Source organism: Clostridium sp. UBA5119 (assembly GCF_002414285.1).
In the GTDB taxonomy this organism is placed as follows: domain Bacteria; phylum Bacillota; class Clostridia; order Clostridiales; family Clostridiaceae; genus Clostridium_J; species Clostridium_J sulfidigenes.
On the sequence record NZ_DHYX01000115.1, the window covers coordinates 40,270 to 48,150 of the forward strand.

A 7,881-nucleotide genomic window follows, 5' to 3' on the forward strand; every position below is an offset into this window, starting at 1 on the left:
TTGGTAGTATAGAACGACCATTCCACCTATCACCAATGCCCAAGTCTTTTGGGGTGACGTTTTGGTAGCTTCCATTGATACCTTGTATATGTATGCCCCCATCTTTGTTAATGGTAACAATGGCATATAGCCCCTCATTATATAATACTAAGTCTTTTATAAAGGGGTAATCTTCATGTATTTCCTTTGAGTAAGAGAAATGCTCATATTCAGGGCCAACCCATATATATGACATAGCATTCAGACCAAAGTAATATGTTTGTCCTATTTTTTCAAGAGAATCTCCATGATCATGCCCATTCACGCATAAAAGCACCTTTTTTCCTGTATCATTTATTCTGTTTATCAAATCTCTAACTTCACCCTTGTTATATACTCCTCTTTTAGCAAATTCATTTTCAAAACTATGGTGTGAAAAAATAATGTAATACTCACTATCATCATTGAACTGCTCTGCCAGCCAACTAATTTCGTAATCTGGAAGAATTGGATATATGTCCTTTGTTTTATCATAGTTTCTCTTACAATATGGTATATATCCATTATCAGTTTTTATAAAACATGTATCTAATACAATGAACTTAATCTTGTCCATTTTAAATGAATAGTAACTATTGTCCATTTTTAAAAACTTCATAACTTCTTCTCTTGGGAATGAATCAGAATCATGATTGCCAATGGTATGATAATAAGGCTTTCCTACACTATCAAGAATATCAAGTAAAAATCGATTTTCTTCTTTAGGCATACAAAAATCCCCAAGTTGTATAACAAAATCAATATCTAGATTTTTTACATTAGTAATGAAGTTTTCAAGTCTTTCATAACCATCATGGATATGATCATAATGTAAATCAGTAAATACTGCAAATTTAACGCTATCCATCAATACACCGCTTTCTCAATTATCATCTTGTGGAGTTATAGTTTCATTATTGTAATTTAAAGCATTCTCAAAGTTTCTATTGACATATAAATTATTTATGTCATTTCCAGAATAAATCAAATATATGTAGGAAGCTTATTTTCTATGGCTTTGGAATTTACCAGTAAGAGTACCCTTTTGTAAAATATGACCTTCTATCTCATGTAAAAAATCCTTGCGATTGCTTTTAGGTGAAAGTAAAAGTGTACAATCTAGAACATAAACTGTAAATGTATAGTTGTGGATAGCTTTAAAGGGTGGTTTTGGTCCTTTATAGCAATGCTTACCATAAGCGATACCTTGTACAGCGTTACCAAGGAATGGAACCACCTCACCACGTGGTATTGCTGCTGGTATTTGAGTCAACACAGGAATGTTCCAAATTATCCAATGATTATAATTAGGAAATAGTGGGTGAGAAGCGTCATCTAATGTTATGGCAATAGATTCAGCCGTCTCTAATAAACCATCTAGTTGAAGCTGGGGAGAAACATCTTTCCCCCGTGCTGAATTTTCAGTTGGTATCGAATCATTTTCTTTGAAAGAAGGGCTGGTGACAATTAAATCTTTCATATTACCACTCCTACTAATTTTTTATAATTATTATAATTCAAGTATGTAGTTAAAATTTATATTTAAAATATTCCCTAATGAAGTTAGCCATAGGATTTTTTTCATCTTCATCTCCTATGTAGTCTAAATCCGAATCATAAAAATATAAATAAGCTATACTTTTTTTATCTTCAGATACTCCAATCATTCCAAAGGATTTAGGAAATTCCGTATTGGAAGTATCATTTTTGTCTACAACCCTAAAATCATAGCTTCTTAAAGAAAACTCATATTCTGGAATATAATATTTACTTTCATCAAAACTAGACTTAATTTTTTTATCTAAAAAAGTATATTGCTCGTCTATTTTCTTCTTTTCACTCTCAAAGATATTATCATCATATTTTACAATTAATGCAACAGAGTCTGATTCAAAAATCAATAGGGACTTATGTGTATATCTATATTTGATATCCTCATATTCAGGTAAGTCCTCTAGCTCTGGCATAATATCTTTCGCATTTGAATCTATTGTTTTCCCTGTATTGAGATAATTATCAATTTTTGAACTTGAATTACTGCAACCAGTAATACAAATAATAAAGGCAATTACCATAACAATTAAATATTTTTTTCTCATTTAAATTCACCTCTCTAAAAATAAATAATCCTGAATTCTTAAAATGTCATTTGCTAAATTTTAGTTCTTAAAACTTACAATTGCTTCCCTACAGCATAAAGATAGCCAATTTATCCGATGACAACTAGCTTCTAACACTCCTATCTCCTTCAAAGTGGAACAAAGAACTCGATTTATTATAACATAATTAGTATAAATTGTATATTAAAGCAAAAATGACCTTGATTTTTAATCAAAGCCATTAAATAATTTATTCTTTAAGTATCCCAACTTTAGGTAATTTATCAACTTTAGTCATTACATGACAAGACTTAAATTCACTGGTTAAATCTTGACCTGCAGTATAACCAAAGTGTTTTCCGTCAGCCCACTCTGCTACTTTGCTCAAATCGTATACTATACCTTCAATTGCCACATAGGTAGGTTTTCCATTACTTCCATCATACTGTGCTAATTCCTCTAATGTAAATTCTTTCTGTTGTCTAAAGTAAGTATGTCCTATAAGTTCTTCAATAGTTTTTAAATCAAAATAAAGTGCCATATATACCTCTAAAATATTTATATATATAGCATATGATTATACTTGAAAAGTTGTTCAATTAATTCATGTTTGATATTGAACTATAAACTTAAAATTAATCTTCTTATATGCTTTTATTGATTATTATCTGATGAAATAACTGTAGATATTTACTTATGGGAATCATTTCTACAAACAATATTTGAATAATAATTAGCTTATTACAAATAATAATTTTTGTACCATAAAACTATTTTAAGGAGGACTATATAATGGGAATAGTAACTAATTCAACAGACAAATTTCAACCATGTATTGATGAATGTAACAAATGTGCACAGGCCTGTCATGAGTGCTTTACAGCATGTTTAAATGAGCCAGATGTTGCAGCAAGAAAGAAATGTATAAGTATTCTTACTGAATGTGCATGTATGTGTCAAATGTCATCAGCAATGATGTCTATGAATGGCCAATTTACAAAAGAACACTGCCAACTTTGTGCTACTGTTTGTGATAAATGTGCTCAAGAATGTGAAATGTTTAAAGATGACCATTGTCAAAAATGTGCTCAAGAATGCAAAAAATGTGCTACTGAATGTAAAAACATGGCTAGTATGTAATAACTTATAGTATAGAAGCCAGTAGTGTAAAACTACTGGCTTTTGTACTATTTTAAATTACCTCTAGTGTAAGAGGCTCATTAATACTATGCTAATTACACTTCTCAACTCCATCTTATAAATAGTACATCATTTAAGAAGAAAACGAATTAAAGTTTATAGTTATTCTAATCAGATATTACAGTCCAAATTGGTCTTTTATTATCTGTGCAACAATTTCCGCTGAAAGATTGGTATTGTCGATTTTTATATAGTTATCATAAGGAATTTCACCATCATTGCTTACACAACGATACTTGTTATCATCATTTATAAGTCTTTGATTTGACATTTCTATATCTCGTTTTGAGATTTTATTTTTTAGACGATTTTCAGTAGCATTTCTTTCTAATCTTATTGCTTGAGGAGCAACAAGCTCTACATAACATATATCTGCATTATGTTTTCTAAAAATATCACAAACATATTCAACATAATCCCAATCAGATTGCTGATTAAATGCCCACATATATGTGAAAATTAATCCATAGTGTTCGGATTTTGCAAATTCTTCAAAAATAACTTCTCTCATGCCAGCGATAGCTTTTCCATTAAAATATCCGAATATATCCAGTACAGGTTCAATCATCATATGATTATGAAATAAACGTAAATCCGTAATTTTAGCTAGTTCTTGTCCAACTGTCATTTTGCCAACAGCACTGTCTCCGATTATAAGTACTAATTTCAAAATATCACCTCTTTTATCAAATATAAATAATTTTTTTTCATCCTATTTTACTTCTGTTCCACCCCATTCAATAACGGTAAATCCCTTTCTTTCAAAAGATTTAATTTCTTGTTCTTCTATTTCTATAGGTTTATCTAATGATTTAAAGAGCATCATTACCCTTAATATTGAATCTGGCTTTGGAGTTATATTAAGCTCTGCTAGATTTTCATACTCTTCCCCTGCAAAAGTAATTAGGTTGTATTTATTCTCTTGCATAATTGGTAGCCAATATACTATAAATTCGTTATATTCCCTTGGAGTTAATCCCATATATTCAAGCTTTTCTTGCAGAAATTCTTCAGTATCTTCTCCTTTTACAACAAACCCTTTTGACATATCCCATTGATTTTTTGAAATCCCTTCCCAATATAAATAAGAATACTTCCTCTTATCTCCAATATTAGTTAATGTACCATCAGGTTCTGCTATTACATTCCAACCATCTTTGTACTCTGGATAAGTACAAGTAAGCTCTCCTTTATAATCTAGTTTAACGCTAACTGATTGTTCTGAAGTTGGATACAAATAAATTACAGGTTTCTTAGTCATACCTTCATTTGTACAACCTGTAAATGTTATTAAAATAAGAGATAGTAATATAATAAGAAATTTTGCTTTATTTGTTTTCATATTAACCCCCTAAAAACTTTTTTGTTATATTATTAATTTTTAAGATATGGTAAAAATATGTCATTACACCAACGTTCCATTGATTTCTCAATCCATGGCTGATTATAAATTTCTATTCATCTTTCATTATTAAGTAAAATATCACAAATAGTTTTTAAATCCTCAATATAATTCAAAAGTGTTATAGAATATTCCTTGAGTTTTTCAGGATTTTTTTCATATCCTTGTAGCAATGTATATTGTCGCTTATAATATTCCATCAACTCTTGAAAATTAGATGAATAGGTGCTTATCTCTTGAATCTTTTCATTATTAACTACGTATTGAATGTGTTGCATAATTTCAAGAAACTGGTCAGCAGAATATCCTACTGTTTTCTTAAAATCACGCAATACCCATTGACGTTCAAAAACATTTCTTTTCATCCAACCATAATATTGTTCTTTATAAACTTTTACCACATTCAGAACAGTTGGAATAATGTTTTGATAATCATTACTTTTAATGTTTTCACTACTATCTAACTTAAGCAGTAAGCCAGAATCAGACAAAACCTGTATAGCACCAATTTCTTGACCGTCATATTTATCAGCCATTAAAACTGATATAGCAAATCCAGTGCCAGCCTCTTCAACTCCAAGCATGTGATTTTCATTCATTTCATAAAATTCTTGTGTTGTTATTCCCATATGAGATGACACTATCTCTATTGCCTTCATTGCCGTTTCTGTTTTAACGAGTCCTGGACCGATAGTATATACTTTTATATTTGTACTTTCCAATTCTCCATATAGAGTATTAGACAATTCTACCTGTGCTGTTTTAAATACTTCATATGCTCCCATAAAAGGGGCAGCACCAGATGATGAAACAAAAACAATTGTTCCGGAACTTTTTTGTTTCATAAGTGGTAAAACTAATTGTGTTAATAGTAATGGGGCTTTGAAATTAACGGCATAACTCTTATCCCATACATCAATAGAAACTTCTTCTACTGTTCCCATAGCAGTTATGGTCGCATTATTAAATAGAACATCTATGCGACCATATTTATCTTTCACATGAGAAACCAGAGCATATATCTGATTTTCATCGGATAAATCAATTTCATAAAATTCTACAGAGTTTTTACCAAATATACTATCTAAAGTGCTTTGCGCGTATAATATTTTTCGTTTATCTATTTCAGCGACAATAACCTTTGCACCCATATAAACCAATGTTTTTGCAGTTTCAAAACCTATCCCACCTCCTGCACCAGTTAAAAGTATAACTTTATCTTCCAATTTATTTTTAAAGGATACATTTTTTTCTATAAGCATCATAATCTCCTTCTTTATAATTGTTAGCCAATTTCATTTTTGGTTTTAAATACTTATCTTAATAATAAGAAAGCGACTTAACTCGACTTCATATTATGCTCATTTTGAGATGTCATACTTCATGTTATAGTATGGTTGAGAACTATCACCAAAAGGCTGTTCTTCTTCTCCAACAATGTAGAAACCATATCGCTGGTAAAACTTGAACGCACGGGTATTTCGTTGCTGCACATCAAGTTTAATGCAATTTACCTGGTTTTTTATAATGCCCTCTATTTTTTTAATGGTATGATATCCGTATGCTTTACCAGTGAGTTCATATTTTAATACAATCAAATCCAAATAGCATTCATTCTCGTGTATTTTATACATAATCCAACCAACCTTATTACCTGTTTCGATATCAAAGATTATATAGTTTTTCTTACGTGATAAAAGTTCGAATCGTTCTTTCCATTCGTCTTCAGACGTATTGTTTTCAGCAAAATATAGTTCATACTCCTCATTTGTAAATAAAGAACGTATAAATTCAACATCACTCATCGTAGTCACACTAAATATAATACACATTAACTTCTCCCTCATAAAATATAAATAATTTTCACCTTTGTTTACAATTGTTCATTTGTAATTTTAAAATTGCAAACTTATTATAGCATATTTTCAATAAAATGTATGTTTATATATAAAAGCACCTCATTAAGGAGATGCTTCAGAACCGAACTATTCAACTTTAAATCTTTATTAAAGATATATATACTTTAATAAAGATACTATTGGTAGTATAGAACGACCATTCCACATGTCACCAATGCCCAACTCTTTTGGGGTAACATTTTGGTAGTTTACACCCATACCTTGTATATGTATATCATCTTCTTTATTAATTGTAACAATAGCATATAACTCTTCATTTTAAATATATAGCTCCAACAATAATTGCAGCTAAAATTAACAAGTATGCCAATATATATAAGATCATTCTGAACTAAAGATTGGATTTATAATCTACATTGCCAATTTCACCGGTTTTATAATCATATTTCCAACCATCATAAACATAATCATTTGGAATTCGCACATAGCATCCGATTGTAATATCACGCTTACGTGTTACTATTCCTGATAAATTGTTGTTATCAATATTACCCTCTGCAACAGAAATATGTTCACCTTCACAAGCAAGCACAACTCATATGTGGTCATGCCATGCTGAATTATATGCATAACCAAAGTAAATTCCAGTCTTGTAAGCATATATGTCATGTAATAGACCACTTATATAGGATAGTTCTGTGTTGAGCCTACGTTTGCCTGCGATAAGCGAACAAGCTTCTGCAACACCATATGTATGGATATATGCAGTTTTTCGATCATCGTCAGATGAAATATTTTTTAAGATATCATCAACATATGCTCTTACAATTTCAATTTTGTTCAATTTTTCCACCTCACTATATATAAAACCTTTACAATGCATTTTTTCACTATTATTCATTTGTAATTTCAACATTATGAACTTATTTTTGTTTATGCTTTACAACTGATCACAACAGAGTGATTTATAATTCAAAACCAAACTTCAAATATTATCTTTATTAATAAGTCGCTATCAGATATTACTTGAGATCTATCTAGTTTTAATACATTTGAAAGGTACTCCTTATCTATTACTGGCATATTACTCATCATACAATCGTATACTTTAGTATTCAGTACTAACCAACTCCATTCACAAAAATCAGTTTCATTAAGATTTATATTAATTTTTTCATCTTAATGAACTCAAACTCTCCACCATTTGTTTTTTGCATATATTTCTCTACAAACTGGAAGCCTATGTTCTCATATACTTTTATTGCTCGCTTATTAAATGAAGCAACTGCCAACATAATATAAT

The 7,881-nt window shown here is 30.0% G+C and carries 11 protein-coding genes; 1 reads left to right on the forward strand and 10 read right to left on the reverse strand.

Annotated elements, in window-relative coordinates; genetic code table 11:
• The 4 genes from B2671_RS17440 to B2671_RS17455 all read right to left on the reverse strand — a co-directional run.
• Positions 1–886, reverse strand: an 886-nt coding sequence (locus B2671_RS17440; protein WP_346871556.1) for a metallophosphoesterase family protein, incomplete at its 3' end; no start/stop codon positions are given.
• Positions 887–1,021: 135 nt separating this feature from the next.
• A complete protein-coding gene (locus B2671_RS17445) occupies positions 1,022–1,498 on the reverse strand; it encodes a YbhB/YbcL family Raf kinase inhibitor-like protein (RefSeq protein ID WP_346871557.1) in 477 nt (158 codons plus the stop codon).
• A 49-nt stretch (positions 1,499–1,547) separates the two neighbouring features.
• Positions 1,548–2,117 (reverse strand): hypothetical protein, encoded by a 570-nt coding sequence (locus tag B2671_RS17450; protein WP_346871558.1) that lies wholly within the window; start codon positions 2,115–2,117, stop codon positions 1,548–1,550.
• A 250-nt stretch (positions 2,118–2,367) separates the two neighbouring features.
• Positions 2,368–2,658 carry a cytochrome b5 domain-containing protein gene (locus B2671_RS17455; protein WP_346871559.1) on the reverse strand — a complete coding sequence of 97 codons (291 nt, stop codon included), beginning with the start codon at positions 2,656–2,658 and terminating at the stop codon, positions 2,368–2,370.
• Positions 2,659–2,909: 251 nt separating this feature from the next.
• Between B2671_RS17455 and B2671_RS17460 the strand changes: the two genes are divergently transcribed.
• Positions 2,910–3,257: a four-helix bundle copper-binding protein gene (locus B2671_RS17460; RefSeq protein ID WP_035131464.1), complete on the forward strand. Its 348-nt coding sequence runs from the start codon at positions 2,910–2,912 to the stop codon at positions 3,255–3,257.
• 178 nt (positions 3,258–3,435) lie between these two features.
• Here B2671_RS17460 and B2671_RS17465 read toward each other — a convergent pair whose 3' ends face one another.
• The 6 genes from B2671_RS17465 to B2671_RS17490 all read right to left on the reverse strand — a co-directional run bounded on the left by B2671_RS17465 (position 3,436) and on the right by B2671_RS17490 (position 7,422).
• Complete coding sequence (locus B2671_RS17465) at positions 3,436–3,987, reverse strand: AAA family ATPase (protein WP_346871560.1); 552 nt, start codon at positions 3,985–3,987, stop codon at positions 3,436–3,438.
• A 42-nt stretch (positions 3,988–4,029) separates the two neighbouring features.
• Positions 4,030–4,659, reverse strand: a complete 630-nt coding sequence (locus B2671_RS17470; protein WP_346871561.1) for a hypothetical protein — start codon at positions 4,657–4,659, stop codon at positions 4,030–4,032.
• A 116-nt stretch (positions 4,660–4,775) separates the two neighbouring features.
• A complete protein-coding gene (locus tag B2671_RS17475) occupies positions 4,776–5,984 on the reverse strand; it encodes an SDR family NAD(P)-dependent oxidoreductase (protein WP_346871562.1) in 1,209 nt (402 codons plus the stop codon).
• Positions 5,985–6,080: 96 nt separating this feature from the next.
• Positions 6,081–6,524, reverse strand: a complete 444-nt coding sequence (locus tag B2671_RS17480; RefSeq protein ID WP_346871563.1) for a GNAT family N-acetyltransferase — start codon at positions 6,522–6,524, stop codon at positions 6,081–6,083.
• Positions 6,525–6,969: 445 nt separating this feature from the next.
• A complete protein-coding gene (locus B2671_RS17485; protein WP_346871564.1) occupies positions 6,970–7,170 on the reverse strand; it encodes a hypothetical protein in 201 nt (66 codons plus the stop codon).
• Positions 7,171–7,173: 3 nt separating this feature from the next.
• Positions 7,174–7,422 (reverse strand): HD domain-containing protein, encoded by a 249-nt coding sequence (locus tag B2671_RS17490; RefSeq protein WP_346871565.1) that lies wholly within the window; start codon positions 7,420–7,422, stop codon positions 7,174–7,176.
• Positions 7,423–7,881: the final 459 nt, after the last annotated feature.

Excerpts from the sequence above, each read along its gene's own strand:
- B2671_RS17445 (WP_346871557.1), bottom strand. The coding sequence starts at position 1,498 with ATGAAAGATTTAATTGTCACCAGCCCTTCTTTCAAAGAAAATGATTCG.
- B2671_RS17450 (WP_346871558.1), bottom strand. The coding sequence starts at position 2,117 with ATGAGAAAAAAATATTTAATTGTTATGGTAATTGCCTTTATTATTTGT.
- B2671_RS17455 (WP_346871559.1), bottom strand. The coding sequence starts at position 2,658 with ATGGCACTTTATTTTGATTTAAAAACTATTGAAGAACTTATAGGACAT.
- B2671_RS17460 (WP_035131464.1), top strand. The coding sequence starts at position 2,910 with ATGGGAATAGTAACTAATTCAACAGACAAATTTCAACCATGTATTGAT.
- B2671_RS17470 (WP_346871561.1), bottom strand. The coding sequence starts at position 4,659 with ATGAAAACAAATAAAGCAAAATTTCTTATTATATTACTATCTCTTATT.
- B2671_RS17475 (WP_346871562.1), bottom strand. The coding sequence starts at position 5,984 with ATGATGCTTATAGAAAAAAATGTATCCTTTAAAAATAAATTGGAAGAT.
- B2671_RS17480 (WP_346871563.1), bottom strand. The coding sequence starts at position 6,524 with ATGAGTGATGTTGAATTTATACGTTCTTTATTTACAAATGAGGAGTAT.